Origin of the sequence: Celeribacter baekdonensis (genome assembly GCF_900102315.1) — a bacterium.
GTDB lineage: Bacteria > Pseudomonadota > Alphaproteobacteria > Rhodobacterales > Rhodobacteraceae > Celeribacter > Celeribacter baekdonensis.
In genome coordinates this window covers 434,937-459,671 of the sequence record NZ_FNBL01000001.1, presented here as the reverse complement: position 1 = coordinate 459,671, position 24,735 = coordinate 434,937, and the positions used below count along the sequence as shown (strand labels likewise).

26 protein-coding genes are annotated in these 24,735 nt (G+C 58.1%); 16 read left to right on the top strand and 10 right to left on the bottom strand.

Going from position 1 to position 24,735, the window contains the following annotated elements; genetic code table 11:
* Positions 1 to 13 precede the first annotated feature (13 nt).
* Entirely contained in the window at positions 14 to 1,477 is a 1,464-nt protein-coding gene (locus tag BLT54_RS02280; RefSeq protein ID WP_074640601.1) for a pentapeptide repeat-containing protein, read from the bottom strand.
* 82 nt (positions 1,478 to 1,559) lie between these two features.
* Between BLT54_RS02280 and BLT54_RS02275 the strand changes: the two genes are divergently transcribed.
* The 9 genes from BLT54_RS02275 (at position 1,560) to BLT54_RS02235 (ending at position 8,402) form a co-directional block, all read left to right on the top strand.
* Positions 1,560 to 1,958, top strand: coding sequence for a VOC family protein (locus tag BLT54_RS02275; RefSeq protein ID WP_074640596.1), 399 nt, complete (start codon positions 1,560 to 1,562; stop codon positions 1,956 to 1,958).
* 157 nt (positions 1,959 to 2,115) lie between these two features.
* Complete coding sequence (yajC, locus tag BLT54_RS02270) at positions 2,116 to 2,439, top strand: preprotein translocase subunit YajC (RefSeq protein WP_074640594.1); 324 nt, start codon at positions 2,116 to 2,118, stop codon at positions 2,437 to 2,439.
* Positions 2,440 to 2,514: 75 nt separating this feature from the next.
* Positions 2,515 to 5,142, top strand: coding sequence for a protein translocase subunit SecD (gene secD / locus BLT54_RS02265; RefSeq protein ID WP_074640591.1), 2,628 nt, complete (start codon positions 2,515 to 2,517; stop codon positions 5,140 to 5,142).
* A 113-nt stretch (positions 5,143 to 5,255) separates the two neighbouring features.
* The gene (locus BLT54_RS02260; RefSeq protein ID WP_074640588.1) at positions 5,256 to 5,609 is read left to right on the top strand and encodes an Mth938-like domain-containing protein; all 354 of its coding nucleotides are present in this window, start codon (positions 5,256 to 5,258) and stop codon (positions 5,607 to 5,609) included.
* Between the two features lie 30 nt (positions 5,610 to 5,639).
* Positions 5,640 to 6,260: a heme ABC exporter ATP-binding protein CcmA gene (gene ccmA, locus BLT54_RS02255; protein WP_074640586.1), complete on the top strand. Its 621-nt coding sequence runs from the start codon at positions 5,640 to 5,642 to the stop codon at positions 6,258 to 6,260.
* Complete coding sequence (ccmB, locus tag BLT54_RS02250) at positions 6,257 to 6,913, top strand: heme exporter protein CcmB (protein WP_074640584.1); 657 nt, start codon at positions 6,257 to 6,259, stop codon at positions 6,911 to 6,913. The genes ccmA and ccmB overlap by 4 nt, the downstream gene beginning before the upstream one ends.
* Before the next feature lie 58 nt (positions 6,914 to 6,971).
* Positions 6,972 to 7,709, top strand: a complete 738-nt coding sequence (locus BLT54_RS02245; RefSeq protein ID WP_074640581.1) for a heme ABC transporter permease — start codon at positions 6,972 to 6,974, stop codon at positions 7,707 to 7,709.
* Positions 7,706 to 7,861: a heme exporter protein CcmD gene (gene ccmD, locus BLT54_RS02240; protein WP_074640579.1), complete on the top strand. Its 156-nt coding sequence runs from the start codon at positions 7,706 to 7,708 to the stop codon at positions 7,859 to 7,861. The genes BLT54_RS02245 and ccmD overlap by 4 nt, the downstream gene beginning before the upstream one ends.
* Entirely contained in the window at positions 7,854 to 8,402 is a 549-nt protein-coding gene (locus BLT54_RS02235) for a DsbE family thiol:disulfide interchange protein (RefSeq protein ID WP_074640577.1), read from the top strand. Before ccmD ends, BLT54_RS02235 begins: the two co-directional genes overlap by 8 nt.
* Before the next feature lie 96 nt (positions 8,403 to 8,498).
* Here BLT54_RS02235 and BLT54_RS02230 read toward each other — a convergent pair whose 3' ends face one another.
* A complete protein-coding gene (locus tag BLT54_RS02230; RefSeq protein WP_074640575.1) occupies positions 8,499 to 9,779 on the bottom strand; it encodes an O-acetylhomoserine aminocarboxypropyltransferase/cysteine synthase family protein in 1,281 nt (426 codons plus the stop codon).
* Between the two features lie 438 nt (positions 9,780 to 10,217).
* On the opposite strand from BLT54_RS02230, the gene arsC reads away from it, so the two are divergent.
* Positions 10,218 to 10,559, top strand: a complete 342-nt coding sequence (gene arsC, locus BLT54_RS02225) for an arsenate reductase (glutaredoxin) (RefSeq protein ID WP_074640572.1) — start codon at positions 10,218 to 10,220, stop codon at positions 10,557 to 10,559.
* A gap of 55 nt (positions 10,560 to 10,614) precedes the next feature.
* Here the strand turns inward: arsC and BLT54_RS02220 are convergent, their stop codons facing one another.
* Complete coding sequence (locus BLT54_RS02220) at positions 10,615 to 11,334, bottom strand: helix-turn-helix transcriptional regulator (RefSeq protein ID WP_074640570.1); 720 nt, start codon at positions 11,332 to 11,334, stop codon at positions 10,615 to 10,617.
* A gap of 101 nt (positions 11,335 to 11,435) precedes the next feature.
* Between BLT54_RS02220 and BLT54_RS02215 the strand changes: the two genes are divergently transcribed.
* From BLT54_RS02215 to BLT54_RS02200, 4 genes are all read left to right on the top strand, one after another.
* The gene (locus BLT54_RS02215; protein ID WP_074640568.1) at positions 11,436 to 12,059 is read left to right on the top strand and encodes a glutathione S-transferase family protein; all 624 of its coding nucleotides are present in this window, start codon (positions 11,436 to 11,438) and stop codon (positions 12,057 to 12,059) included.
* A gap of 88 nt (positions 12,060 to 12,147) precedes the next feature.
* Entirely contained in the window at positions 12,148 to 12,765 is a 618-nt protein-coding gene (locus tag BLT54_RS02210) for a flavin reductase family protein (RefSeq protein ID WP_074640565.1), read from the top strand.
* Between the two features lie 71 nt (positions 12,766 to 12,836).
* Positions 12,837 to 13,634, top strand: coding sequence for a heme-dependent oxidative N-demethylase family protein (locus tag BLT54_RS02205; protein WP_074640563.1), 798 nt, complete (start codon positions 12,837 to 12,839; stop codon positions 13,632 to 13,634).
* 163 nt (positions 13,635 to 13,797) lie between these two features.
* Positions 13,798 to 14,301: a hypothetical protein gene (locus BLT54_RS02200; RefSeq protein ID WP_074640561.1), complete on the top strand. Its 504-nt coding sequence runs from the start codon at positions 13,798 to 13,800 to the stop codon at positions 14,299 to 14,301.
* A 9-nt stretch (positions 14,302 to 14,310) separates the two neighbouring features.
* Here BLT54_RS02200 and BLT54_RS02195 read toward each other — a convergent pair whose 3' ends face one another.
* Together BLT54_RS02195 and acnA are read right to left on the bottom strand one after the other, a co-directional pair.
* Positions 14,311 to 14,766: a tetratricopeptide repeat protein gene (locus BLT54_RS02195; protein WP_074640560.1), complete on the bottom strand. Its 456-nt coding sequence runs from the start codon at positions 14,764 to 14,766 to the stop codon at positions 14,311 to 14,313.
* A gap of 480 nt (positions 14,767 to 15,246) precedes the next feature.
* Positions 15,247 to 18,000: an aconitate hydratase AcnA gene (gene acnA / locus BLT54_RS02185; RefSeq protein WP_074640557.1), complete on the bottom strand. Its 2,754-nt coding sequence runs from the start codon at positions 17,998 to 18,000 to the stop codon at positions 15,247 to 15,249.
* Between the two features lie 306 nt (positions 18,001 to 18,306).
* Between acnA and BLT54_RS02180 the strand changes: the two genes are divergently transcribed.
* On the top strand, positions 18,307 to 19,056 hold the full coding sequence (locus BLT54_RS02180) for a DUF1223 domain-containing protein (protein ID WP_074640556.1): 750 nt from the start codon (positions 18,307 to 18,309) through the stop codon (positions 19,054 to 19,056).
* Between the two features lie 111 nt (positions 19,057 to 19,167).
* Positions 19,168 to 19,830 (top strand): hypothetical protein, encoded by a 663-nt coding sequence (locus BLT54_RS02175; RefSeq protein ID WP_245707933.1) that lies wholly within the window; start codon positions 19,168 to 19,170, stop codon positions 19,828 to 19,830.
* A 28-nt stretch (positions 19,831 to 19,858) separates the two neighbouring features.
* Here BLT54_RS02175 and BLT54_RS02170 read toward each other — a convergent pair whose 3' ends face one another.
* From BLT54_RS02170 to purB, 5 genes are all read right to left on the bottom strand, one after another.
* Entirely contained in the window at positions 19,859 to 20,800 is a 942-nt protein-coding gene (locus BLT54_RS02170) for a lysophospholipid acyltransferase family protein (protein WP_074640555.1), read from the bottom strand.
* 7 nt (positions 20,801 to 20,807) lie between these two features.
* Positions 20,808 to 21,707, bottom strand: coding sequence for a DMT family transporter (locus BLT54_RS02165; protein ID WP_074640553.1), 900 nt, complete (start codon positions 21,705 to 21,707; stop codon positions 20,808 to 20,810).
* A gap of 87 nt (positions 21,708 to 21,794) precedes the next feature.
* Positions 21,795 to 22,916: a flagellar motor switch protein FliG gene (locus BLT54_RS02160; protein WP_342707827.1), complete on the bottom strand. Its 1,122-nt coding sequence runs from the start codon at positions 22,914 to 22,916 to the stop codon at positions 21,795 to 21,797.
* A 175-nt stretch (positions 22,917 to 23,091) separates the two neighbouring features.
* Positions 23,092 to 23,256, bottom strand: coding sequence for a hypothetical protein (locus BLT54_RS22460; RefSeq protein WP_176832806.1), 165 nt, complete (start codon positions 23,254 to 23,256; stop codon positions 23,092 to 23,094).
* A gap of 75 nt (positions 23,257 to 23,331) precedes the next feature.
* Positions 23,332 to 24,636, bottom strand: a complete 1,305-nt coding sequence (gene purB, locus BLT54_RS02155; protein WP_074640552.1) for an adenylosuccinate lyase — start codon at positions 24,634 to 24,636, stop codon at positions 23,332 to 23,334.
* Positions 24,637 to 24,735: the final 99 nt, after the last annotated feature.

Here is a 24,735-nt window from a genome sequence, read left to right as displayed (position 1 = left end):
GATCAACGGCGAGTTATTCGAGCGGTGTGCGGCGTTGCTGCGGGGCATAGGCTTTGGGGTCTTCTTTGAAACGGTCCCATTCCTCATGGTATTCTTTGTCATCCAGCACAGTGTTTGGCCATGTGTCTTTGACCAAGTGTTTGATGTCGTCGGGCAGGATCACAGAGGCATCACCGAAAGCGGATGTGACAAGACGTTCCAATTTAGGGACATCTTTCAAGTTGACAGCCCTCAGGGCCGCACCCGTTGCATGCACGGCCGTAAGGTCTGTGTCTCCATTGAGGCTCGCCCCATTGAGTTCCGCAAAATTGAGTGCCGCCCGATTGAGTTCTGTCCGATTGAGTATCGCCCAATTGAGTTTCGCCAGATTTAGTTTCGCCCCAATGAGGCTCGCCCCAAAGAGTTTCGCCCGATTGAGTTCCGCCTCATAGAGTTCCGCTCCATTGAGTTCCGCAAAATTGAGTTCCGCCCGATTGAGTTCCGCAAAATTGAGTTCCGCCCCATTGAGTTTCGCCCCATTGAGTGCCGCCCGATTGAGTGCCGCCCAATTGAGTTTCGCCCCATTGAGTATCGCCCGATTGAGTTTCGCCCCATCCAGTGTCGCGCCATTCATCGTCGCGTGCTCAAAGTTCAACTCGGACAGCCGCATTGCCTGCAGGTTGACCCCGCTCAGGTCAATGGCAAGGTTCTCTGGCGACACGCCTGTTTTATCATGCAAGCGTCCCAGCACCTGTGCGGCGGTTTCCATGTCGGATCGTTTGACGGTAAGGCCCCGTGCCCATTCGCGAATTGCTACGCCTTGCAAGCCTTGGGGCATTTCTTCAGCGCGATGTTCAGAAGACATTTCCCTGAGATAGACACATAAAATACGGGCGATGCGGGGGGCAAAACTTGGGTCTTCCACGGCCAGGGCTTCCAACCGATCAATCGCGCCATTGCGGCGGATGATGTCGTCTTGCCAGAGGTCGACATAGGTGCCGTCCTCCTGCTTTTCCGTCGTTTGATACCGCGCATGAAGGTCGGTGTTGGCGTCATTGAGTTTTTCATTGAACAACACATCGGCGGCATGGCGGGTTTGGGTGGCGGTGTGTTTGAGACGCAAGGCCGTAAAGGGCAGGGCGATCAACCCGCCCAGCACCGCCGTGAGCGCCGTTGTCTTGGTGAGCAGAAAACGAAAGTCGCTCTCACCCGCCGGTGTTTCGGGCCGCACAGTGCCCCAAGCGATTTCGGCCAAGAGCGTCAAAAGCCCCACCGCCAACACTGCACCAAGCGCGGCCCATAACAGGACAATCGCCACGGTTACACCATGTGGCATGTCGTCGGCGCCAAATGTTTTTTTAATTCGGGCAATCGGATCATCGGGCACATGTTTCTGAACCTGCCCAAGCAAGACCCCCACAGCGATCACGCCTAAAATGATCCATGGAACCCATGGGGTGGACAACATCTGGGTCAGGCGATTCATAAAATCAGTCATCGAAAGGCTCTATGCAAATGGGTATGGCCTCCCCATATGAAGCTCAAACCACCTCTATGAAAAGCCCAAAGGACCGAGACCCATGCAAGCCAAAGCCATCCATTCCTGCATCCGTGTCTTAGAGGAAGCGCGCTCGGTGGCGTTTTATCAGGCGGCGTTTGGGTTAGACGTGGCGGAGAAATTGGACTTCCCGGAGTTTGCGCTGATTTACCTGTCAAACCCCGAGTCTGCCTTTGAGTTGGAACTGACCGTCAACAAATCCACCACCGAGCCTTATGATCTTGGCAATGGCTACGGCCATTTTGCCGTGTCGGTCAAAGATCTCGCCGAGGAACATGCGCGGATGGAGGCGGCGGGGCTGAACCCCGGCAAGATCGTCGATTTCGCGCCTGCGGGCACCCGCGTGGCCAAGTTCTTTTTCATCACCGACCCGGATGGCTACAAGATCGAAGTGATCGAACGCGGCGGGCGGTTTTTGTGAGCCGTTTTTGATGCCGTTTTTGATGCCGATGACAGCCGCGTAAAACCTGGCGGGCATTGCTTGCCAAGGTCCAAGGCCCGCTATAGGGTGCGCGGCGACTTTGAAGGGTGGCGAGGGGCCGCTCTGACAGATTAATGACAGACAAAAGGACGACCAAATGTTCGTATCTCCTGCCTATGCCCAAGCTGCCGGTGGCGCCGCCGCAAACCCGATCATGCAATTCGCACCGTTGATTGCGATTTTCGCGATCATGTATTTCCTGATGATCCGCCCGCAGCAAAAAAAGGCCAAAGAGCATCGCGCGATGATCGAAGCAGTGCGCCGGGGCGACGAGGTGATCACCGCAGGTGGCTTGATGGGCAAAGTGGCGAAAGTGCGCGAAGATGGCACGCTTGAGGTCGAGATTGCCGAGGGCGTGAAAGTGCGCGTTCAAAAAGGCACGCTGGCCAACGTGGTGTCAAAAACCGAACCGGCCGCTTAAGTCCCAAAAACATCCAAGGCCCGGGCACACGCGCGGGCCTTTCCCTTTTCAGACCAAATCGCTCAGGCTCCCAACATGCTGCAACTCCCTCTTTGGAAACGGATCGTCATCTGGGGGCTCGTCGCCCTTGGCCTTTTGGGGGCGCTGCCAAACGCCTTTTATCCGCGGGTCGAAGGCCATAATGACGCCATTGCAGCGATTGAAAAATCCGGCGAGACGCCCGAACGCGCCGCAGCGCGCGACGCCTGGCCGTCGTTTTTGCCGTCCAATCTGGTCAATCTGGGCCTTGATTTGCGCGGTGGGGCGCATCTTTTGGGCGAAGTTGAGGTTGCCGAGGTCTACGGCGCGCGGATGGATGCGCTTTGGCCGGATGTGCGCGATGCGTTGCGTGATGAGCGCGCCACGGTGGGCACGATCCGCCGCATTGACGCGCCTGCGGGCCAGCTCCGCGTGCGTATTTCCGAACCTTCCGGCATGGAAACCGCGCTTGCGAGTGTCCGCAAACTTGGCACGCCGGTGGTGTCGCTGACCTCTGCGGGGCAAAATGACATCGACGTGTCCGCCACGGGCGACGTGATCACCATTCAGTTGTCAGAAGCCGAAAAAGCCGCCACGGATGACCGCACGCTTCAGCAATCGCTTGAAATCATCCGCCGCCGTGTGGATGAGGTCGGCACCCGCGAACCGACGATCCAACGTCAGGGTGAAAACCGCATTCTCATTCAGGTGCCGGGCATCGGGTCCGCCTCTGAGCTCAAAGCCCTGATCGGCACCACCGCGAAACTGACCTTTAACCCGGTCGTGGGGCGCACCACCAATGCCAATGAGGCCCCCGGCGCGCGCAATTTCATCGCGCCATCTGTGAATGAACCGGGTGTGTATTACATCCTCGAAAACACCGCCGTTGTGTCCGGCGACGAGTTGACCGACAGCCAGCCGGTGTTTGACCAAAACGGTCGCCCGGCGGTGTCGTTCCGGTTCAACCCGACAGGTGCGCGCAAATTTGGCGATTACACGGCGGCCAATGTCGGCGCTTTGTTCGCCATTGTGCTCGACAACGAAGTGATTTCCGCCCCGCGCATCCAAGATGCCATTCGCGGCGGCTCGGGCCAGATCACCGGCTCGTTTACGGTGGAGGAAAGCACCAATCTTTCGGTGTTGCTGCGCGCGGGTGCGCTTCCGGCCAAGATCAACTTTTTGGAAGAACGCACCATTGGGCCGGAACTCGGCGCCGACAGTATTGCCGCCGGACGCATCGCCACGGTCGTCGCCTTTGCCGCCGTGCTTTTGTTCATGGGCGTGTCCTATGGGTTGTTTGGTCTGTTCGCCAACCTCGCTTTGATCATCAACGTCGGGCTGTTGTTTGGTCTTCTCTCCGCCATCGGCGCGACGCTGACGCTGCCGGGCATTGCCGGGATCGTCTTGACCGTCGGTATGGCGGTGGACGCCAACGTGTTGATTTTCGAACGTATTCGTGAGGAATTGAAAACCGCCAAAGGGGTGGGACGCGCGATTGAGCTTGGCTATGAAAAGGCGCTTTCGGCCATTATTGACGCCAACATCACCACGTTTATCACCGCCGCGATCCTGTTTGTCATGGGCTCCGGCCCGGTCAAAGGCTTTGCCGTGACGCTGGTTCTGGGTCTGATCACCTCGGTCTTCACCGCGATCTATGTGACCCGCGCCATGGTCGTGTGGTGGTACGGTCGCAAGAACCGCAAAGGCTGGACGCTCAAGGGGTTCCAACTGGTGCCGGGCGAAACCACCATCGACTTTTTCAAACGCGCCAAGGCGACCTTTGGTCTCTCGGCGGCGTTGGTTGTGGTCGCTGTTGTGGCCTTCTTGGCCATCGGGCTGAATTTCGGCATTGATTTCAAAGGCGGCACCACCATTCGGACCCAATCCGAATCCGCCGTTGATGTGGCCGAATACCGCAGCGCCATGTCGACGCTGGGGCTGGGCGACATTTCGATCACCGAAGTGTTTGACCCGAATTTTGCCGAGAACCAACATGTCGCCATGGTCCGCATTCAGGCGCAAGACGAGGTCGAGGCGATCACGCCGGAAACCATCACGACGGTCGAAGAAGCGCTTAAAACCGTTGATCCAACGATCACCTTCCCCTCGGTCGAATCCGTGGGGCCGAAAGTGTCGGGAGAATTGATCTGGACCGCGGTCGAGGCCGTGGCCGCCGCCATCGTCGCCGTGTTGTTCTACATCTGGTTGCGGTTTGAATGGCAATTCGCGCTTGGGGCTGTCGTGGCCTTGGTTCATGACGTGGCGATCACCATCGGGATTTTCGCGATTTTGGGCATCCAATTCGACCTCACGATCATCGCGGCCCTTTTGACCATCGTCGGTTACTCATTGAACGATACCGTGGTGGTGTTTGACCGGGTGCGGGAGAACCTGCGCAAGTATAAGAAACTTGATCTGGGCGGTGTGTTGAACCTGTCGATCAACGAAACCCTGTCGCGCACGATCATGACCTCAGGCACCACTTTGGTGGCGCTCATCGCGCTTTTGGTCTTGGGCGGGGACGTGATCCGTGGCTTTGTGTTTGCCATGACGCTGGGCGTCGTGGTCGGGACATGGTCGTCGGTGTTTGTCGCCTCCAACATTCTGTTGTGGCTCGGCGTCAAACGCGACTGGGACAAGAAAGAGCCGACCCCGGGCATCCAAACGGACGGTAGCGCGGTGTGATCGCGTCGCCTTAGGGTGAGTATTTAAGTCACGATAAAGAGGTCCGCCGCCCGCGCGGGCCTTTTTGCCACAAATGAGCCACCACAAAATCAGCCACGAAGAGGAGCCGTATCATGCACTTCAACGAAATGCCTTTTGAAGACGCGATCCCAGTGGAGGGCTACGGCCCCGGCATGTTCCGCATCGCGGGACAGGTGCATCAGGGGGCTGTGCTTTTGTGTGGGGCCAAGGTGGTGCCATGGGGCGGCTATGCCGACCGCGACAGCCTGTTGGATTTAAAAGGCCAGATTGATTTCATCATCATTGGCACAGGTCCCGACATGACCCATTTGCCCAAAGAGTTTCGCGAGGTGTTTGAGGCGGCGGAGATCGGGCTTGAACCGATGGCCACTCCCACGGCGGCGCGCACCTATAATGTGCTGGCCTCTGAGGGGCGTCGTGTCGCAGTGGCGCTTTTACCAGTGTGACACGGTGCCAAGGCCGAGTAGGGTGGGCGGATGAAGCTGATTTATGTGAAAAATCTGACGGTGGCGCGGGGCGGGATGCCGGTTCTTGAGGGCCTGTCTTTTGACGTGTCGTCAGGCGAGATTTTGGTGTTGCGCGGACCGAACGGGGCGGGCAAAACCACGCTGTTGCGCACCCTCGCAGGGCTGCAACCGCCCTACGCGGGGACTGTTGAGACCGCTCCCGATGCGGTCGCCTATGCGGCCCATGCGGATGGGTTGAAAACGACTCTGACAGTGCGCGAAAATTTGATGTTCTGGGCCGGGGTGTACGGCGGTCGCGACATCGGCCCGGCCTTGCGCGATTTCAATTTGGACAGCTTGTCCGAGCGCCCGGCTGGCAATCTCTCCGCCGGGCAAAAGCGCCGTTTGGGCTTGGCCCGTTTGAGGGTCACCCACCGCCCGGTCTGGGTTCTGGACGAACCCACCGTGTCGCTGGATGTGGCCTCTGTGGACCTGTTTGCCGCCGCCGTCAAAGCCCATGTCGCCTCTGGCGGCGCGGCCATCATCGCCACCCATATCCAGTTGGGGTTTGAAGAAACCGTGTTCGACGTCACCCCCTATAAGGCCCGTATGGACGTGGTGCGCGACGATTTTGATGAGGCGTTTTTATGATCCGGCTGTTTTGGCGCGACCTCACATTGGCGTTTCGCTCTGGCGGCGGATTTGGCTTGGGCCTCGGGTTTTTCCTGATCTTGGTGACTCTGGTGCCCTTTGGCGTGGGACCCAATTCCGAACGCCTGATGGCGATTGCGCCGGGGATTTTGTGGGTTGGGGCGTTGCTTGCCTGCCTTCTCTCGCTCGACCGGATTTTTGCGCTGGATTTCGAAGACGGCTCGCTCGATCTTCTGGCCACCGCGCCGATTCCACTTGAAGGCGTGGTTGCGGTCAAAGCGCTGGCGCATTGGATCACCACGGGCTTGCCTTTGGTGCTTGCTGCGCCTGCATTGGGGTTTTTGTTGCATCTGGACTCTGCGGCCTACCGTTGGCTCATCATCACGTTGCTGATTGGCACGCCTGCGCTGTCGTTCATTGGTGCGTTTGGTGCGGCGCTGACCGTGGGGCTCAAACGCGGCGGCTTGTTGATGAGCCTTCTGGTCTTGCCGCTTTACATCCCGACCCTGATTTTTGGCGCCGAAGTGATACGCCGGGGCGCGGGCGGGTTTTTGGTGGCGACACCTTTGGCGATGCAGGCCGGGATCACGGCCGGATCGGTGGCTTTGCTGCCCTTTGCCGCCGCCGCCGCCATTCGGGTCGCTTTAAGGTGAGTTGAGATACCGCGCCGTTGCCCGTAAGGTGACGCGCGATCAAGGGAGATGAGGATCAATGGCATCCATCTGGGAATGGGCAAACCCGCGAAAATTCATGGCGTGGACGGACCGGGCTTTGCCGGTTTTATCCGTCGTCTCGGCCTGTATTTTTGTGATTGGGCTGGTCTGGGGGTTTTTCTTTACCCCCGATGACTATCGCCAGGGCGCAACGGTCAAAATCTTTTACCTGCATGTGCCAAGCGCGATGATGGCAATCAACATCTGGGGGATGATGTTGGTGGCCTCTCTGATCTGGATCGTGCGGCGTCACCATGTCTCGGCTCTTGCCGCGAAATCCGCCGCGGCGATTGGCATGACGATGACGTTGATCGCGCTTGTGACCGGGGCGATTTGGGGCAAGCCGATGTGGGGGACCTATTGGGAATGGGACCCGCGTCTGACCTCGTTTCTCATTCTTTTGCTGTTTTATATCGGCTACATGGCGCTGTGGGAGGCGATTGAGAACCCCGACACCGCCGCCGATCTGACCTCGGTTCTTTGCCTCGTCGGCTCGGTCTTTGCGCTGTTGTCGCGCTATGCGGTGAATTTCTGGAACCAAGGCCTGCACCAAGGCGCATCATTGTCACTCGATGCGCAGGAAAACGTCGCCGATGTCTATTGGTATCCGGCCTTGGTCGCCATTGCCGGGTTCATATTACTGTTTGTCACGCTTGTGTTGCTGCGCACCCGGACCGAAATCCGCGCGCGGCGTTTACACGCGCTGGACATGCGCGAAAGGGTTCAGGGCCAATGATGCCAGATTTGGGAAAATACGCCGGCGATGTGTTGACCGCTTACGGGATCACAATTTTGCTTTTGGCAGGGCTGATTTGGCGTTCTTTGGCGCGATCGGCGAAAATGAAACGCCTGTTGAAACAGGCAGAGGAGCGTCGCACGCATGGCTAAAATCAATCTGCTTGTGGCTTTGCCGCCCTTGGTGTTTGCCGGGCTGGCGGGTCTGTTCATTTTCGGCATGGGGCGCGAAGATGCGCAGCAATTGCCAAGTTCGCAACTGGGGCGCGACACGCCCTCCATCGCCTCGGTCACGCCTTTGGGCGATCTGCCGCCTTTGAGTGATGAGATGCTGGACCTGCCCGGCGTCAAACTGGTCAATTACTGGGCCTCTTGGTGTGCGCCCTGCCGCGCCGAACACCCGCAACTCAAGATGTTGCAAGAGGCGGGGGTGACGATCTACGGCATCAATTACAAAGACGAAGCGCCGAATGCTTTGGGCTTTCTCGACGATCTCGGCAATCCCTATGCGGCGATTGGTGCGGACGAACCGGGCCGCACCGCGCTTGAATGGGGGGTGTACGGCGTTCCAGAGACCTATGTTGTTGATGAAAAAGGAAAAATATCCTACCGATTTGCCGGGCCGATCACGGTTGAGATCATGGAAAAATACATCAAACCAGAGATCGCGAAGGCGGCGGGGGAGTCAAACTGAGATTTGTGCGCTTTGCAAACAAAGTTCATTCCATCGTCCACGCAAAGAAAAACCCGCCAATCTTTGGCGGGTTTTGCAATTTTATAGGGTCGGTGATCAGCAAAGTGCCGCGTCCAAATCCGCGATCAGGTCATTGGCGTCCTCAATCCCGATCGAGAGACGCAAGACATTCGGGCCAGCGCCCGCTTTGATCAATTCGGCTTCGGTCAACTGGCTGTGGGTCGTGGAGGCCGGATGAATGACCAGCGAGCGGGTGTCGCCCAAATTGGCCACATGCGAGAACAATTCGAGCTTTGCGACCGTATCGACACAGGCCTGATAGCCGCCTTTGAGCGCCACGGTGAACAATGCGCCCGCCCCGCGCGGGCAAATTCGGGTTTGCAGCCCGTAATAGGGCGAGGAGGGCAGGCCAGCGTAGGTCACCGCCTCAACCCGATCATCGCCCTCCAACCAGCTCGCAATTTCCCGCGCGTTTTGGACGTGTTTTTGCATCCGCAGGCTCAGGGTTTCGATTCCCATCAGCGTATAATGCGCCGCTTGCGGGTTCATCGTCATGCCGAGATCGCGCAGGCCAATGGCGATGGAGTGAAACGTAAAGGCCGCAGGGCCAAACGTGTCCACGAAATCAAGGCCGTGATAGGCGGGTTCGGGTTCGGACAGGGACGGGAATTTGCCCGAGGCAGCCCAGTCAAACGTGCCGCTGTCCACCACGCAGCCGCCGGTCACAGTGCCATTGCCGGTGAGGTATTTCGTGGTCGAATGCACCACCAATGTGGCGCCGTGTTTGATCGGGTTGCACAGGTAAGGCGTGGCGGTTGTGTTGTCGACGATCAACGGCAGACCCGCCGATTTGGCAATCGCGCCAAGCGCGTCCAGATCGGAAATCACACCGCCGGGGTTGGCGATGGTTTCACAGAAAATCGCGCGGGTGTTGTCGTCAATCGCGTCGCACACGGCGTCGAAATCGTCGAAATCAACGAATTTTGCCGACCAGCCAAAACGTTTGAAGGTCTGGGAAAACTGAGTCAGCGTCCCGCCGTAGAGCTTGGTCGAGGCGACAACATTGCAGCCCGGCATCATCAGCGGAAACAGCGCCATGATTTGCGCCGCGTGACCCGACGAACAGGTCACGGCCCCCGCGCCGCCTTCCAAGGCGCAAATCCGGTTGGCCAGCGCCATCACCGTCGGGTTGGTCAGGCGCGAATAGATGTAGCCGACCTCTTCAAGGTTAAACAACCGCGCCGCATGGGCGGCGTCTTTGAAGACATAGGATGTGGTTTGATAAATCGGCACTTGGCGCGCACCGGTGGTGGGGTCCGGTTCGGTGCCGGCGTGAACTTGCAGCGTGTCAAAGCCCAATTTGCGGTCTGTCATGATGATCCTCCCATTCGCGATTTGGGCGACCCTACCATGTGTTTAGGCGGTTTCAAGCATCGACCTTCTCAAGATGATTATGAAAAACGCGTAAAATTCCCGGCTCACCACCCCCCGGAGGGATGAGGGATATGGTGGTGAACCGGGTCGCGAGAACATTGGAATATCAGGCCTCGAAAGAGATCAGAGCCGGTGCAAAAGCCGCTATCCCGCCAAAATCATCACGGCCAAGAAAGGGACGAGCAACAAAATTTCGCCAATGGGCAGCGGGATATGGGAGAGAAGATGTTTCATGAGCTTAGATTTAGGGGCGAAAGGTTAATGTGTGATAACCGTGAACAGAGGTGGAACGGAAACAATCGGTTTCCTGATTTGTTCACATTGCCCCCGGTGACGTCCCGCCCCATTCTGCGTGTCAAATTCAGGTTGAAAAGGCGTGCCATGACAACGATCTATCACAATCCCCGCTGTTCCAAATCCCGCGACACCTTGGCGCTTTTGCTGGCCGAAGGGATCACGCCCGAGGTGGTTCTCTACGTTGAGACCCCGGTGTCGCGCGCCAAATTGGCCGCGCTTGTGGCCCGCTCTGGTCTGCCTGCCGGGGCATTTTTGCGTGCCAAAGAGGCCGAGGCAAAGGACATGGGTCTCACCGTCACCTCCGACCCTGAGGCGATTTTGGATGCCATTGCAGCCCATCCGCGTCTGATGGAACGGCCAATTGTCGAGACGGAGAAAGGCGTGGCGCTGGGGCGGCCTCCTGAGGCGGTCAAAGCGGTGCTTTAAACGCTACATCTCACCGTTTGCGATGATTTTGCGCCGTTGTCACAGGCTGGGGCGATCACAGGCTGGGGCGATCACTGGCCGGGGCGACCACATGCCGGGTTTTCAATTCGGCAATATAGTCGCGTAAAAGCCGGACGCGGTGAGGGCGAAAACTCTGGTCCATAAGCGTGAAATCGGTGATCGAACTGATGATGAATTGCCGAAATGCCTGCCTGAGCTGGCAAGACGCCAAGAGCATCAATTCACGGTCCAGATAGACAATGGCCAAGGGCCAGACCACGCGCTCGCTCCTCACGCCCGCACGGTCGCGATAGGTGATATGGATCGCGCGCTCTTGCCAACAGGCCTCGCGCAGAGCGGACATATCCACCGAGGGCACCGCAGGTGTTTGATAGCGATGCACAAGGCCCACGGCATGATGGATGTGGCGTTGTTTGTCCTCGGGCAGGGTGGCGGTGATTTTGGCCAAAGCATCGCTTGCGGCCTGAGACAGCGCCGGATCACCGCGATGTTGCACCTCAGAGAGGCCCAAAACCAGCGCTTCAATTTCCAATTGGCTCAGGGTCTGTGGCGGCAAGGCGATGTCTTCGCTGAGCGTGTAGCCAAGCCCCGATTCGCCTTCGATCCGCGCCCCTGCGACCCGAAGGCTTTCAATGTCGCGATACACTGTGCGTTCCGACACGCCCAGATCCTCCGCCATCCGCGCCGCGGTGACCGGGGCGGGCAAACAACGAAACAGGTGCATGACACGAAACAGGCGTGCTGATTTGCTCATATGCTGTCCTTTCGCCTCACTCTGGCAGGGGTCTCCTGACGGAATCTGTCAGTAGTACGGTGCCAGAGTGAGGATTATTCGCAAAGCAAAAAGGACATCCCATGCTGACGCTCTATCACGCCCCGAATTCGCGCTCGACCCGGATCATCACCCTGTTGACGGCCCTTGATGTCATGGATCAGATCGACATCCGCCTCACCGACATCCCGCGTCAGGACGGGTCGGGCGGGCGCGATCCGAACAACCCGCATCCTGAGGGCAAGGTGCCGTTGTTGGTCACCGAAGAGGGGGAAACAATCCGCGAAACCAATGCGATCATGCTTTACCTCTGTGATCGGTTTCCTTCCGATTTCGCGCCCAAAGTTGGGGCGCCGGGGCGGGCGACGATGCTGTCTTGGATGGCGTGGTACGGCAATGTGTTGGAGCCGGTCTTTGTGCTCAATATCGCCGAGATCAGCCATCCGATGTTGACCTCAACCTTTCGAGGCTTGCCGGAGGCAATCACGGCGCTGGCGGCGGGTTTAGAGGGACGCGATTACATTTTGGGCGCGCGCTATAGCGTCGTCGATCTGCTTTTGGCATCGCCGTTCTTGTGGTTCCCGCAGGCTTTGCCAGACGTGCCGGTGATCAAGGACTGGGTGGCGCGTTGTGGGGCACAGCCCGTCATCGCGCAAACCACCGCGTATGAGACAAAGGCCCAACAAAGGTTCACCGAGATGGCATAAATCACGCAAGCGCCGGGGGAGGTCCCTTGGCGCGTTGCCAATCCGCGCGCAGTCTGCTTGTTTGGGCCGAACCGATTGAGAGGTCCCGATGCAGTTTGATTTCACCACACTTCCCGCCCGCGACCGCTATCGCTTGTTGACCAATTTCGTTGGTCCCCGGCCCATCGCCTTGGTCACGACCCGCAACCCGGATGGTAGCAACAATGCTGCCCCCATGTCGTTTTTCAACGTCATGTCCTCCGATCCCGCGCTTTTGGTGCTGGGCATCGCCTCTAAACCGGATCAGGAAAAAGACACTGCCGCCAACATCCGCCGCAGTGGCGTCTGCGCCATTCATATGGTCGATCTGGCTTTGGCGGACACGATGTTGATCGCTGGGCTGTCGGTGCCCAATGGCGTGGATGAGCTGTCCTTGGCCGGGGTCGAGACCACGGATTGTGATGCCGTTGACGTGCCGCGCATTGTGGGCGCGTCTTGCGTGTTTGAATGTCGTATGGAGCGGATTTTGGACTGGCCGAACCGGGTTTTGGTCGTGCTTGAGGTGGTGCGGATGCATGTGCGTCGGGACTGTCTGGACAGTGAAGGCCGCTATGTGAACCCTGAGGTTTATCAACCGATCGCACGGCTGCATGGCGATTCTTATATCACCTCGGATCGGCAATTTGAGCTGACCGCCCCGGCCTTGGAGAGCGTGTTTAAACCGTGATCGCGCTGGCCTCATCCATGATCTGATCTGGCCTCTTTCCGCGCCCCCGTTTCCGATGCAGTCTACGGTCTATGGAACAGATTCTACAGACAAAACTGAGCTTTGCCCCCTGGGTGGACCCGCGCACCCGGCGGTTGCCGGGGGTGGTGCCATTTGAGCTTGAGGATTGGCTTGAGGTCGACAGCGCGTATGGTGCCCAAATGGCGTTGCGCGATCATTTGATTGCGACCCAGCCGGGGGAGGTCCTGGGGTTGGATGAGAGCGCCCGGCCCGCTGCCGAGGAATTATATGACATGGTGTTGGGGCTTTTGCCGGGGCTGGGGTTTGCGGTCTCGCAAGATGCGGTGACCCGACCCGATGGCGTCACCGTGGCGCTTCAGCGGGACGCGCCGATCAAGACCCTCGCCCGGCTGATGCAAAATGATTTTTGCCTGATGCAACCGGACCCGACGGGCGCGAGCATGCAAAGCGTGTTGACCGGCGGCGCGCTGTGTTTTCCCTCGGGCTGGCGTCTGTCGGAGAAATTCATGCAACCGATGCTGCGGATTCATCAGCCGATTGCACTTTATACGCCGGAGCTGGCCGCGCGGGTCCAGCGGATGATGAACGGGGTGCAGCCGGGACGGGGGCTGATGCGCGGCACCGCCTCGCGCTCTGATGCGCCTCTGAGCTATCCACGCTCCGAGGGCGACTTGCGCCACGGATCAAATCAGTCGCGCTATATTCGGGTCGAGCGGCAAAGCCTTGTGCGCCTGCCGAACACGCGGGCGGTGGTGTTCACGATCCATACACAAATTGTACGCCCCGAGGCGCTGACCCCGGATCAAGCCAAGGCACTGGCCGAGTTTCCGATCCGTTTGGCGGATTGAGATCGGTTTCGCCGTGATCATGTGCGTTGTGGCGGCTTTTGGGGCAGGGTCATGCGCCGGCTAACAGTATGTTCCTGTAAGGGGGCACCTCTTTAGCGTTGATTCAGAAATGCTTTTTAATCATGATCTGCAAAACATCATTTGAGGTGCGGGATACTGCGCGATGGCACGGCGATCCAAACAAGAGATGCGGGCCGAATTTGATCGTCTCTATGGGGTTTTTGAAACCATTGTTGCGTTCAAAAAGTGCAGTGTGCCCAAAGAGCATCTATCCTCCTTTGACGCGGTGCCGTCCAGAGAGGCGATGTTGAACTGGGTTGAAACCGGCAAAGCGACACTGAGTGGCCTCATCTCAGGGACAAACCAAGCCATCCATGATTTTAGCTGCGATCTTTATGAGGAGGGCGCCTTTGGTGACAAAAAGGTGCAAGATTTTTTAGAATTTTACTGTGCGCGCCACGATGGCCGCAGCTATTTCAGCGACGTCGGAGATCCCATCAAGGACGCGACCAAGATCCTTCGGCGCGGGGTGATCCGAAACAAAACGGAGTGGTTTTTGATCAAAGCGATCATGGATGATGTGGAGCAAACGTCCTTCACCCGATCAGAGCAAGATCAGCTCAGCCAGATGAGGGTCGCGTTTGAGCAAAAGGGGACAGCGGGCTAACCGTCCAGATCACCACTCTCGCGCCTTTTCAAGAAACTCTTGCAGCAACTCCGCCTGTATCAGCCCGGCAGAGTTTGCTCTGGCATAGATGTCCGTGGCATAGGCAATCGCGCCCTCTTGATCTCCTGAAATCGCAATGGCCCAAGCCATCTCATACATGAGGGGCACCGAGCTTGGGTAAAGGGTGAGACCTTCTTGTGCAATGCGGCGCGCATCTTCGCCGCGTTTGGCGAGATTATACACATAGGTCAGCGTGTAGAGCACTGCGTCCGAGGTCGGTTCAATTTGATAGGCTCGTTCACAATAGGTCATCGCCAAATCAACCTCTTGGCGGGTGATGAGGCGGTCGCAACAGTCGCGCGCGTGGTCTGCGCTTTGGGTCTGCGCGATCAAGGCATCCATGGTCTTGCGGTGCTCGTCCCAAAGTTGGGCTGTCCAAAACCTATTCGCCACATCTTCGAGCATGTGCTCCTGTGTCCCAGTCCGCGCAGCCTCCGCGTCGCGCGCATGTTCTGAGGTCTGTGCAACCTGTGGTAAGCAATGGCGCGCTGCGTGTAAAAGAGGGGCCAAGCGGCCTCAAGCACCCTGTCGTTCAAGACAAGGCTACAACTTTTCACCACCTTTTGCGGGCGTGTCAGGGGATTTTGATGGGTGCAGGCTTCGGCCTCCTCGGTCCAAATCTCTAAAAGACTATTTGGGCCCTCGTATTGGACAAGTGGGTCGCCATAGGGAGAGAGGTCTTCGCTGACTTGGATCAGATCGCTGTTGGACGCCATAGGCGGGTGCGAAAGGGCGAGAAGAAGGGCGAGGGGAAGACTGGAGAGCATGAAATCGACTTTGTGAAAAAGAGTGGGTCGGATGAGCGTAGCGTGATGTTGCCCCTTTGCCAAATATGCAAAAAGCCCCGCCGAAGCGGGGCTTTTCTATCTCAACCTGCGTAAACTCTTACGATTTCGCGAGGTTACGCAAAACGTAATGCAGCACGCCACCGTTTTCGATGTATTCGATCTCAGGGGCGGTATCGATGCGGCATTTGACTTGGATGATCTTCACAGTGCCGTCCGCATAGGTGATCTCGCAGGGCAGGGTTGCCAGCGGGGTGACCGTGTCGAGGCCGGTGATGGAGACGGTTTCGTCGCCGGTCAGGCCCAGAGATTTGCGATTGTCGTCACCGGTGAATTCGAACGGAACAACGCCCATACCAACCAGGTTGGAGCGGTGGATACGTTCAAAGCTTTCGGCGATGACGGCTTTGACGCCCAAGAGCGCTGTGCCTTTGGCCGCCCAGTCACGCGAGGACCCCGCGCCGTACTGTTCGCCGGCAAAGATCACCAGCGGAGTGCCGGCCTCTTGGTAGGCCATGGAGGCATCGTAAATGGCCGCCTGTTGCCCATCCGGACCCTTGGTGTAGCCGCCTTCGACCCCATCGAGCATCTCGTTTTTGATGCGGATGTTGGCAAACGTGCCGCGCATCATGATCTCGTGGTTGCCGCGACGCGAGCCGTAGGAGTTGAATTCACGGACCGGAACTTGGCGATCAATGAGGTATTTCCCGGCGGGCGTTGTCTGCGCAAAGGAGCCTGCCGGAGAGATGTGGTCGGTGGTGACCATGTCGCCCAGGATGGCAAGGACTTTGGCGTCTTTGACGTTGTGGATCGTGCCTTTTTCCGCCGCCATGCCTTGGAAGTAAGGCGGGTTCTGGATGTAGGTCGAGGTCGGCGGCCAGTCGTAGGTCTCAGAGCCGGAGACGTCCACAGCCTGCCATTTCTCATCGCCTTTGAACACATCGGCGTATTTCCTGAGGAAGGCTTCGCGAGTCACGGTTTGCTCAACCAGCTCCGAAATTTCCTCATTCGTCGGCCAGATGTCTTTGAGGTAGACGTCATTGCCATCATTGTCCTGACCGAGTGGCTCGGATGTGAGGTCAATGTTCATGTCACCGGCGATGGCATAGGCCACCACGAGCGGCGGGGAGGCGAGGTAGTTGGCGCGCACATCGGGAGAAATCCGGCCCTCGAAGTTGCGGTTGCCCGACAACACAGCGGTGGCCAGCAAATCACCATCTGAAATGGCTTTGGAGATTTCAGGCTGAAGTGGGCCGGAGTTGCCGATACAGGTGGTACAGCCGTAGCCGACGAGGTTAAAGCCGATGGCATCCAAATCCTCGGATAGACCCGCCGCATCGAGATACTCGGTCACAACCTGCGAGCCGGGGGCCAGCGAGGTTTTGACCCAAGGTTTGCGGGTCAGACCCAATGCGCGCGCTTTGCGTGCCACAAGGCCCGCGCCGATCATCACATAAGGGTTGGAGGTATTGGTGCAAGAGGTGATCGAGGCGATCACGACAGAGCCATCGCGCAGGGCATAGTCTTGGCCGTCGACAGCTTGTGATTTGCGCGGATCTTTGGATTTCCCGTTAGAGGGGGCCGGGCCTTCGGAGGCCATTTTTTCCGCCGCAGCACTGGTGTCGATCCCGCGATATTCGGTCACAACATTCAAAAAGGCAGGTGCCGCGCCAGTGAGGGCAACGTAGTCTTGCGGACGTTTCGGGCCGGAAATAGCCGGAACGATTTCGCCCATATCCAACTCAAGCGTGGAGGTGTAGATCGGGGCATAATCCGCACCGCGCCAGAACCCGTTCTCTTTCGCGTAGGCTTCAACCAAAGCAATGCGATCTTCGTCGCGGCCGGTTTGTTTGAGGTAGCGCAGGGTTTCATTGTCGATCGGGAAGAAGCCGCAGGTCGCGCCATATTCGGGCGCCATGTTGGCGATGGTGGCGCGCTGTGCGACCGGCAGTTTGTCCAAGCCTTCGCCGTAGAATTCGACGAATTTGCCAACCACGCCATGAGCGCGGAGCATTTCGACGACTTTGAGCACGAGGTCGGTGCCGGTGGTGCCTTCGACCATTTCGCCGGTGAGTTTGAACCCCACGACTTCGGGGATCAGCATGGAAATCGGCTGACCGAGCATCGCAGCTTCGGCCTCGATCCCGCCCACGCCCCAGCCCAAAACGGCCATGCCGTTGACCATGGTGGTGTGGGAGTCGGTGCCGACGAGCGTATCAGGGTAAGCCACTTCGACACCGGTTTGATCTTTGTCTGACCACACGGTTTGCGCCAGATATTCAATGTTCACCTGGTGACAAATGCCGGTTCCGGGCGGCACAACGCGGAAGTTTTCAAACGCGGTCTGGCCCCATTTGAGGAACTGGTAACGTTCCATGTTGCGCTCATATTCGCGGTCCACGTTCATCTGGAACGCACGCGGGTTGCCGAATTCGTCGATCATCACCGAGTGGTCGATCACAAGGTCGACAGGCACCAGCGGGTTGATCTTTTTGGCATCGCCACCCAGGGATTTGATGCCGTCGCGCATGGCGGCAAGGTCAACCACGGCGGGCACGCCGGTGAAATCCTGCATCAACACGCGGGCCGGGCGATAGGCGATCTCGCGCGGGTTTTTGCCGCCATTGGCGCCCCATTCAGCAAAGGCTTTGATGTCGTCGGTGGAGACGGAAAAACCGCCGTCTTCAAACCGAAGAGTGTTTTCCAGCACCACTTTGAGTGAGGCGGGCAGGTTGGAGAAATCGCCAAATCCGGCAGCTTGCGCGGCGGGAATGGAATAATAAGCGATTTTCTTGCCGTTCACGTCGAGTTCGCGGCGGGTTTTTGCGGTATCTTGACCGACAACTACAGTCATGGGGTTGGCCTCCCTTAGAGTGTCAACAGGGTTATGCTGCCCTGCTTTTGGCCTATTGGCCGAGTCCATTCAAGAGGGGAGATGCATTTTTGTGTGCAATGGTATACAAAAAAACCCGCGTGCCCGCCGCGCGTCGCTCAATCCGGGCGAATTGGCGCTTTCCTTATGAAATAAGTCGGATATCCCATGGCGCGCATGGCCTCTTTTACCCCTGCGGTCTTTACGTCACTGTAACGCTTTCTCGCAAAACCTTGATTGGCACCTGCGTTCTCACATCGTTATGCAAGGGACAAAGACGGAGACATCATGCGACAATTTATGGCAGGCCTCACCTTCGCGGTCCTTTCCGGTGTGATCACCGGAACACTTCCGGGCGCTCTTGTCGCTCAGGACGCTCAAGGCACCGCCACACAGAGCAGGCCCGCTTTGGTCGTCGTCGAACTTTTCACCTCCCAAGGGTGCTCCTCCTGTCCTCCCGCCGATGCCATGATGGCAGAACTCGCCACCCGTGACGACGTTCTGCCGCTCTCTTTGCATGTCGACTATTGGGATTATATCGGGTGGCGCGATGAGTTTGCCCAACCACAATTCACCGACCGGCAAAAAGCCTATGCCCATGCCGCCGGAAAACGTACCATCTACACACCGCAAATGATTGTGCAGGGGCTTGATCACCTCGTCGGTGCCAAACCCATGCGTTTGGTCGATCTTGTTGCTCATCACCACGCCAGCCCCGCCGCCCCTGTCACCCTCTCGGTGCTCCGTGCGGGCTCGGCCCTGACCGTGACGGCGCTCCCCACCGGGGCTTTGCCGCCGTTGATGCGGCTGTACCTCGTGCGTTACATCCCATATGCGCGTGTCGACATTGAACGCGGCGAAAATGCCGGGCGTGTGGTGGATTACACCAATGTCGTCACCCAATGGACCTCTGTGGCCGATTGGGATGGCACCGCGCCGCTCTCCGTGATCCTCGATGTCCCCGGCAAAGATCGCACCGCTGTGATCCTGCAAGCGGCAGGTCCCGGTCCGATCCTCTCGGTCGCCCGCGCCGACTAACGCGCGCCCCGTTTCAGACATGTGACGCTTTAACAGGCTCTAAAGGATTTGCGATTAGGCTTGCGGTTGACAAGGAGACACCCTTGTCGCGCATACCACTTTGGAGGTCACATGCCGCTGTTCCGCTTTCTTGTCCTAACGCTCGGTGCCGCTCGGGCGCAAACTGGGATTCAATCACTGGCGGCCACCGCCTGCGCCGTTTTGGGGATGACGTTGATCAGCACCACGCCGGTCTCTGCCGCCTCCATCGGGTTGAATTCGCCCGAGGCAAAGGCGGTGATCCAAACCTATTTTGAAGAAAACATTGCCCCTTGGCTGAGCGAACCCACGCTCCTTGGGGCTATTCGGGATCAAAACGAAACCACCGCCAGTTTGAGCGAGGCCGAAATCCTTGAGCTTGATAAAACATGGCGTGACCAGGTCGTCACCAAGGATCGCCCAATGGTCGATCAGGTGATCCACAGCAATATCGCGAATTTTTTCGTCCATAGCGTCGCTGGCAACGGCGGCATTATCACTGAAATTTTCATCATGGATGCCAAAGGTCTGAACGTGGCTGCCTCCATGCCAACGTCTGATTACTGGCAGGGCGATGAGGCGAAATTTCAACAGACGTTTTCCGTTGGCGTCGGGGCCGTTCACGTCGGTGACATCGAATTCGACCCTTCAACAGGCGTGTCGCAATCGCAAGTTTCGGCCACCATCACCGATCCGGCGACCGGTGAACCGATCGGCGCGATCACGGTTGGGGTCATTGCCGATATTTTGATGTGATCTGTTGCCGGCGCGCCAAAGCGACCTGCTATGCCTCGTGTGTCTCGTCTTCGGCTTGCGCCATTTTGGCCAGTTGGTCTTCCAAACGCTCCGGTTTCCAGCGCCGGTGAATCCAAAACCATTGCTCCATATGTTGACGTGTCACCGCCTCCAAACTATCGTTGAGCGCCTGCGTCATCTGCTCTGGATCGCCATGCGGCACGGGGGCTTCGACCTGAACCCGGAATGTCAGCCCATCCGGCTGCCGAATGCCGTAGATCGGCACCAAAAGCGCGTCATATTTCAACGCAAGTTCGGCCGCAGACAAAGCGGTGCGGGCCGGTTTGCCGAAAAACGTCAAAATCGGCCCGGCATGGACATAGACATCCACCAAGAACCCAATCATCCCGCCGGATTTCAAATGGGCCAGCAATTTGGCATAGCCTTTGCGTCCGCGCGGGAACAGGGGCTGACCGATGGTGCCAATCGCCTTGACGTAATGGGCGTTATAAAACTTGTTTTTCATCGGGTTATAGAGCGATCCGATGTCATAGCCTTTGGCAATCAACGCGGCGCGGGGGACGTCGTAATTGCCAAAATGCCCGGTTAAAAGGATCACCGGACGCCGTGCGGCACGGGCCTGTTCAAGGACCTCAACGCCGGGGCCCTCAAAGGTGACATCCTTCATCCGGTCAATGAAATCCACGCCGGAATAAATCTCGATCAATGTGCGACCGGCATTGTTTGCCACGGCACGCGTGAGTCGTTTGACCTCCGCCTCAGGCAGATCGGGCATCACATGCGCCAAGTTTTCGCGCACCCGCCGATCATATCCGGCCAAGGGCGCCACCACATGCGCCATCACCCACCCCATCATGCGCACGCGCGTTTGATAGGGCATCGCTAAAGTTGCGCCCAAAATCCCACGGATCAGCAGATTTTCAAGGTACTGTCCCAAGGACCCCTCGATATCGGCGCGTTTGATTTTCATGGCAGGCTCACTTTTGGGGCAGGTTTGCAGTCGGAGAGATACGGCTCTGTTTCTCGCGGTGCCAGACATAAAGCCCGGCTGCCACGATCACAAGAGCGCCAATCACGGTCCAAAAATCGGGCAGTTGGTGAAAGAAAACCATGCCCCAGCCCGAGGCCGCAAGCAATCCGGCATAGGAAAACGGCGCGATGGCCGAGGCCTCCGCCGCCGCATAGGCCCGGATCATCATCCATTGCCCAACCGCGCCAAGCGCACCCATCACAGCCATCAACATCAGGGCCTCGCCGCTTGGAGCAACCCAGCGAAACGGGACAATCAAGCTCATGATCGCGGTGCAGATCAGACCGGAATAGAGCAGGGCGGTGAACGGGTTTTCCTTGATCCCGATGTAACGTGTCGACAGGGCGTAGCCCGCCAAACAGACCGCCGACCCCAAGGGCCAAAGCGAGGCGAAAGAAAACACCGCGGCCCCAGGCCGGATGATGATCAACGCGCCGATCAGGGCGGCGATGATCCCCATAATACGGCGCGCGCCAACGTTTTCGCCCAAAAGAACCGCAGCCCCCAGCGTGATCAAGACGGGGGCCAGATCGGCCACGGCGGTGGCTTCGGCCAGCCCTTGGGTTTTGAGCGCCGCGAAAAAACATGCGGCGGCTGTGAGCTGCAGAAGCCCGCGCAGAATTTGGAGGTTTGGATGTTGGGTTTTGAGCAAGGTTTTGAGCCGTGGTGCAAAGAGCACCACCAAAATCAACAATTGCCCACCGTATCTGGCCCACAGGATTTGCGACAGGTCGATCTCCCCGCTCAACCGTTTGGCCACAGCATCCATCAGTGAGAAAAATGTCACCGAGGTGAGCATGAAAAGAATGCCGCGCGACTGGGCGGTGAGAGTTGAGAACCATATCATGGCGCGACGCTAGGTCTGAGGGCCGGATTTGTCCATATGGTCCAAATGCAATGGGCATTTGCACCAAGAACGATCGACCTGCGCAGCTTACTCTTCGTCGCCGGTCAAAAGGAAAATCTCCCCGGTGGATTCGAGGTCGCGGATGGCGGCGACAACGGCGTTCATGGCCTCCTCGGCATCCGATTCTTTGACCTTGCCGAGGGTGGCGATTTCTTCGCGCAGACCATCGGCCATGCGTTTGGACATATTGGACAGGATAAAATCGGTCGAGGCCGCCGCTTCGCCCGTGGCCCCCGCGAGCGCTTTGATCAGCATGTCTTGTTCAACCCCGCGCACCACTTTGGCGACATCACGGCCATCAATGCGCGTGGCGATATTGGCAAAGGTAAAGATATTGCGCCGTACCTCTTCGGCAAAGGCTTTGTCGGTCTCGTCCAAGCCCTCAAGCACACCCTCGCGGGTGGCGGAACTGGAAAAGTTGAGGATCGCGCCGACCCGTTCGGGCGGGTGATCGGCAAAGGCTTGTGGCGGTTGCGCGTCCAGTTGCGAGGCGATGGAAATGCCGATGCGCTGAACCACGGCCGGCGAGATCGAGGAGGTCAGAGAAATGGCATAGGCGATGCGGCGGGCGCGCTCGCCCGGCAGCATCGACATCAGTTGAGCCGATTTCGAGACTTTGAGTTTGGACAAAAGCACCGCGCCGACTTCCACGCTTTCCTCTTGCAGCACAGGCATCAGGCGGGAAATGTCGATGTCGGAAATGCGCTCCCACGGATCACCCGTCAAAGAAAATCCGGCATTTTTACGCAGTTTTGAGGCGGTGGTGGCCGAGATCGTACCATCCAAGACATGCAACGCGCCCTCAAGCCCGCCGGGGAAGGACAGGCCAATGGCCTCAAGTTCTTCTAAGAATTCTTCGACGACAGAGGCCAGCGTGTCCTTGTCGATATAGCGCAGATCGGTCAGTTGATGGGCCAATTCGACTTGCATTTCCTCGGGAAAATGCGCCAGAGGCAATTTGATGTCCTGGGCGGCGAGCAGTTTGACGATGACCGCGGCTTTCGCACGTTTGGACAGTTTGGCGGGCATGCGCGAGACGGGCGAGGGCATGTCAAACCCGCCCATATCTCCCATGTTGCCAAAATCGCCCATCGACCCGAGATCGGGGAGAGAACCCATGTCATCCGAAATTTGGGGAAATCCTGCCACGCGCGCCTCTTGATTTGGGTGTTTGGTGATTCACCGAAGTACGGGGCTACATTGGGCGATCAACCTTAACGCAAAGCTACCAGACGCGGACCAAACGCCCGCATGCGCAGGATTTTATCTAAATTTTGAGCTGAGATAGCACGGCGGCCAAACTCAAGCCCGGGTCACGCCAATTTTAGCCCATCACCTGTTCGACGCAGGTGCTGGTTTTGCTATCCCAGATGAGCCCTTCGGCACAGGAGGCCAGTTTTTGTTCGTGCGGGCAGGTGAGGTCCTGGGCCCAAACCGGACTGGACAGGGACATCAGGCAGGCGAGGGTGGTGACGATGCATTTCAACATAAAACTCTCCCAAAAGCGGTGGCCTTTGGGAGAGCATATCATAGAATCAGCCGGGTTTGGAGCGTCGGGCGTCGCTTAGGCGCCAAACACCCGTTTGAAAATCGTGTCGACATGTTTGGTGTGATAATCCATGTCGAATTTCTCGTTGATGCCGTCGACGCCTAAGGCGGCCACAACCTCTTCGTCAGCCAAGAGGAGGTCACGGAAATCCAGACGCTCTTCCCAAACTTTCAGCGCGTTGCGTTGCACCATGGAATAGGCGTTCTCACGCGACACGCCGGCTTGCGTGAGTGCAAGAAGCACACGTTGGCTCATCACGAGGCCCGGAAATTTGTTCATGTTGTCGAGCATGTTGTCCGGGAAGATCAACATTTTTTCGACCACACCGGCCAAGCGGTTGAGGGCAAAATCGAGCGTCACGGTGGCGTCCGGGCCAATGCCGCGTTCGACGGAGGAATGCGAGATGTCGCGCTCATGCCAGAGTGCCACGTTTTCCATTGCGGGGATTACGGTCATGCGGACGAGACGGGCAAGACCGGTGAGGTTCTCGGTCAACACCGGGTTTTTCTTATGCGGCATGGCCGAGGAGCCTTTTTGCCCCGCGGAGAAAAACTCGGCCCCCTCAAGGACCTCGGTGCGCTGCATGTGGCGGATCTCGATGGCGACGTTTTCAATCGAAGACGCGATGACCCCCAAGGTGGCAAAGAACATGGCATGACGGTCGCGCGGAATAACCTGAGTGGAGATCGGTTCGGGTTTGAGACCGAGTTGCGCGCAGACATGCTCTTCGACGGCTGGGTCGATATTGGCAAATGTGCCAACTGCGCCGGAGATTGCGCCGGTGGCGACCTCTTCACGGGCGGACTGAAGGCGGGCCTTGTTGCGGTCCATCTCAGCATAAAAGCGCGCAAAGGTCAGCCCCATCGTGGTGGGTTCTGCGTGGATGCCGTGGGAGCGACCAACGCGGATGGTCATCTTGTGCTCAAGCGCGCGGGTTTTCAGCGCGGCGAGCAATTTGTCCATATCCGCCAAAAGGATGTCGGCGGCGCGCACAAGCTGGACGTTCAGGCAGGTGTCCAAAACGTCGGAGGAGGTCATCCCCTGATGCACGAACCGGGCCTCATCCGAGCCGACATGTTCGGCCAGATGGGTGAGGAAGGCGATGACATCATGTTTGGTGACAGCTTCGATCTCGTCAATGCGCGCGACATCGAATTCGACATCGCGGGCTTTCCAGACGGCGTCGGCGTTTGCCTGCGGGATCACGCCGAGCTTGGCCTGCGCATCACAGGCGTGGGCCTCGATCTCGTACCAGATTTTGAATTTGGTGGCGGGTTCCCAGATGTCGACCATCTCTTTGCGGGAGTAACGGGGGATCATGGCAGTCCTTTCGTGTACGCAAACGCTCGCGCGCCTCATACGCGTCTGACGGGCCAAGAGCAAGTCAATGCGCATCCGGCAGGTGTGACCATGCATGAG

What these genes read in the sequence shown, in the direction of transcription:
- BLT54_RS02280 (WP_074640601.1), bottom strand. Translation starts at nt 1,477, where the DNA reads ATGACTGATTTTATGAATCGCCTGACCCAGATGTTGTCCACCCCATGG.
- BLT54_RS02275 (WP_074640596.1), top strand. Translation starts at nt 1,560, where the DNA reads ATGCAAGCCAAAGCCATCCATTCCTGCATCCGTGTCTTAGAGGAAGCG.
- yajC (WP_074640594.1), top strand. Translation starts at nt 2,116, where the DNA reads ATGTTCGTATCTCCTGCCTATGCCCAAGCTGCCGGTGGCGCCGCCGCA.
- secD (WP_074640591.1), top strand. Translation starts at nt 2,515, where the DNA reads ATGCTGCAACTCCCTCTTTGGAAACGGATCGTCATCTGGGGGCTCGTC.
- BLT54_RS02260 (WP_074640588.1), top strand. Translation starts at nt 5,256, where the DNA reads ATGCACTTCAACGAAATGCCTTTTGAAGACGCGATCCCAGTGGAGGGC.
- ccmA (WP_074640586.1), top strand. Translation starts at nt 5,640, where the DNA reads ATGAAGCTGATTTATGTGAAAAATCTGACGGTGGCGCGGGGCGGGATG.
- ccmB (WP_074640584.1), top strand. Translation starts at nt 6,257, where the DNA reads ATGATCCGGCTGTTTTGGCGCGACCTCACATTGGCGTTTCGCTCTGGC.
- BLT54_RS02245 (WP_074640581.1), top strand. Translation starts at nt 6,972, where the DNA reads ATGGCATCCATCTGGGAATGGGCAAACCCGCGAAAATTCATGGCGTGG.
- ccmD (WP_074640579.1), top strand. Translation starts at nt 7,706, where the DNA reads ATGATGCCAGATTTGGGAAAATACGCCGGCGATGTGTTGACCGCTTAC.
- BLT54_RS02235 (WP_074640577.1), top strand. Translation starts at nt 7,854, where the DNA reads ATGGCTAAAATCAATCTGCTTGTGGCTTTGCCGCCCTTGGTGTTTGCC.
- arsC (WP_074640572.1), top strand. Translation starts at nt 10,218, where the DNA reads ATGACAACGATCTATCACAATCCCCGCTGTTCCAAATCCCGCGACACC.
- BLT54_RS02220 (WP_074640570.1), bottom strand. Translation starts at nt 11,334, where the DNA reads ATGAGCAAATCAGCACGCCTGTTTCGTGTCATGCACCTGTTTCGTTGT.
- BLT54_RS02215 (WP_074640568.1), top strand. Translation starts at nt 11,436, where the DNA reads ATGCTGACGCTCTATCACGCCCCGAATTCGCGCTCGACCCGGATCATC.
- BLT54_RS02210 (WP_074640565.1), top strand. Translation starts at nt 12,148, where the DNA reads ATGCAGTTTGATTTCACCACACTTCCCGCCCGCGACCGCTATCGCTTG.
- BLT54_RS02205 (WP_074640563.1), top strand. Translation starts at nt 12,837, where the DNA reads ATGGAACAGATTCTACAGACAAAACTGAGCTTTGCCCCCTGGGTGGAC.
- BLT54_RS02200 (WP_074640561.1), top strand. Translation starts at nt 13,798, where the DNA reads ATGGCACGGCGATCCAAACAAGAGATGCGGGCCGAATTTGATCGTCTC.
- BLT54_RS02195 (WP_074640560.1), bottom strand. Translation starts at nt 14,766, where the DNA reads ATGCTCGAAGATGTGGCGAATAGGTTTTGGACAGCCCAACTTTGGGAC.
- acnA (WP_074640557.1), bottom strand. Translation starts at nt 18,000, where the DNA reads ATGACTGTAGTTGTCGGTCAAGATACCGCAAAAACCCGCCGCGAACTC.
- BLT54_RS02180 (WP_074640556.1), top strand. Translation starts at nt 18,307, where the DNA reads ATGCGACAATTTATGGCAGGCCTCACCTTCGCGGTCCTTTCCGGTGTG.
- BLT54_RS02175 (WP_245707933.1), top strand. Translation starts at nt 19,168, where the DNA reads ATGCCGCTGTTCCGCTTTCTTGTCCTAACGCTCGGTGCCGCTCGGGCG.
- BLT54_RS02170 (WP_074640555.1), bottom strand. Translation starts at nt 20,800, where the DNA reads ATGAAAATCAAACGCGCCGATATCGAGGGGTCCTTGGGACAGTACCTT.
- BLT54_RS02165 (WP_074640553.1), bottom strand. Translation starts at nt 21,707, where the DNA reads ATGATATGGTTCTCAACTCTCACCGCCCAGTCGCGCGGCATTCTTTTC.
- BLT54_RS22460 (WP_176832806.1), bottom strand. Translation starts at nt 23,256, where the DNA reads ATGTTGAAATGCATCGTCACCACCCTCGCCTGCCTGATGTCCCTGTCC.
- purB (WP_074640552.1), bottom strand. Translation starts at nt 24,636, where the DNA reads ATGATCCCCCGTTACTCCCGCAAAGAGATGGTCGACATCTGGGAACCC.